Source organism: Ruoffia sp. FAM 26254, assembly GCF_045528545.1.
Taxonomy (GTDB): domain Bacteria; phylum Bacillota; class Bacilli; order Lactobacillales; family Aerococcaceae; genus Ruoffia; species Ruoffia halotolerans.
This window is the reverse complement of the sequence record NZ_JBGQQY010000097.1, coordinates 1-1,581: the sequence shown is the minus strand read 5'-3', so window position 1 is coordinate 1,581 and position 1,581 is coordinate 1. Positions and strand designations below refer to the sequence as shown.

The following is a 1,581-nucleotide window of genomic DNA, read 5'->3' as shown; positions in this document are numbered from 1 at the left end:
CTAACGGTTTACTGCGTGAGTTTTTTCCTAAGAAAACAGACCTCGCTAGAGTGATTTCCCAAGAACTCAACCAAGCTTTGTGGTTAATGAATAATCGTCCTAGGAAATGCTTAGATTACCAAACACCCTTGGAAGTATTTTTACACGAACTCTTATTAATTGAGTAAATAAAAAATTGTCGCAATAATTATTGCAATTCAACAAAAAATAAAAATGGAATTCAGTGTTTTTTACGTATCTATATATGGAGGTGAAAATTTTAAATGAGTAAAAAGTTGGAACAGTTATTAATTTGTGGAAATCGTGAAGCACTTTTAAGTAAAGAGATGGAGAAAGAGTTTTATAATTTAGAGCAGGGCTTTCGAGGAGAGAATGAGCAATTGGAGTGGTTCAAAAAGTACGGCAGTGAGCATTGGCATTATGTTTCGAATTATTGGTTTAATCACGGCAAGCTCATGGAAGCGGATATGTTAGTGATTTCTGAACAGGAGTGGCTTGTTATAGAGGTGAAAAATTATCATGGTCTTTTTGAGTATAAGGATAGAGAATGTTATATTAACGGGCGTTTGATGAGTGACGATCAAGTTGCGAAAATGAATCATCGGTTGAATCGGATACGCCACATTGCTGCCGAAGTGAGCTCTGAGATAAAAGTAGTTGGCGCGATGGTGTTTATTAATGAGCATAGTGATGTGCGATTGGAAAATGGTAATGAATTCGATGTTGTTATGCGTAATCAATTGCAGCGATTTATACGAAATTTTCGCGAAAGAAATGATTACCCCCTATCGAACCAAAAGCTCGATCGTGTGTCTCGAGTTTTGAAAAAACATCAAGCAACGTCGCCTTTTGTACCGAAATCATTGCCGCTTGAATCGTTTGCTGAATTGCGAAAAGGTATTACTTGTAAAGCATGCGGAAGTTTTGAAACGCAATCTAAGTATAAAAGCATAAAGTGTCGTAGCTGCTTAACAACCGAACATAAGCACGAAGCAGCACTGCGAACCGCTTATCAATTACGCTATTTGTATTACGACCACCCGGAAATGCTGACACGACGTAATATCTATGAGTTTTGTGGTAAGTTAATCAGCGAACGAACAATTTCTAGAGCCCTAACAAGTCGATATAAGATAATTGGTGCGACGAGTAGCTTGTATTATGATATTCAAATATGAGATAGTGGGTCGTCTGGAGCCAAATGGAGTTGCGGTTTGTCTCAAGTTCGGTCAACTCAAGCCAAATGGAGTTGCGGTTTGTCTTGAGTTCGGCCAACTCAAGGCAAATGGAGTTGCGGTTTGTCTCTAGTTCGGCTAACTCAAGCCAAATGAGATTGCGGTTTGTCCTAAGTTAGCTCAGCTCAAGCCAAATGGATTACGGTTTGTCCTGAGTTAGCTCAACTTAAGCCAAATGGAATTGCGGTTTGCCCTGAGTTAGCTCAACTCAAGCCAAATGAGAATGCGGTTTGTGTCAAGTCCATAATCTTGTGTAAAAGTCTCAATGTAGTTATATCATCTGGTCATCATGCACATTACACTTGTAAGAATGTCCGAGCGTTATTTTCCCAATTTTCGTGGAAAT

Annotated in this window: 1 protein-coding gene and 1 pseudogene; both read left to right on the top strand. The window is 38.9% G+C overall.

Features of this window, described 5'->3' with window-relative positions; translation table 11 throughout:
- Positions 1-167 (top strand): annotated as a pseudogene (locus ACEN3Z_RS11785) (IS30 family transposase); the annotation flags it as partial.
- Between the two features lie 96 nt (positions 168-263).
- Entirely contained in the window at positions 264-1,178 is a 915-nt protein-coding gene (locus ACEN3Z_RS11780; RefSeq protein WP_407090969.1) for a nuclease-related domain-containing protein, read from the top strand.
- The last annotated feature ends 403 nt before the right edge of the window (positions 1,179-1,581 follow it).

Coding starts and splice junctions, on each gene's coding strand:
- ACEN3Z_RS11780 (WP_407090969.1), top strand. CDS start 264: ATGAGTAAAAAGTTGGAACAGTTATTAATTTGTGGAAATCGTGAAGCA.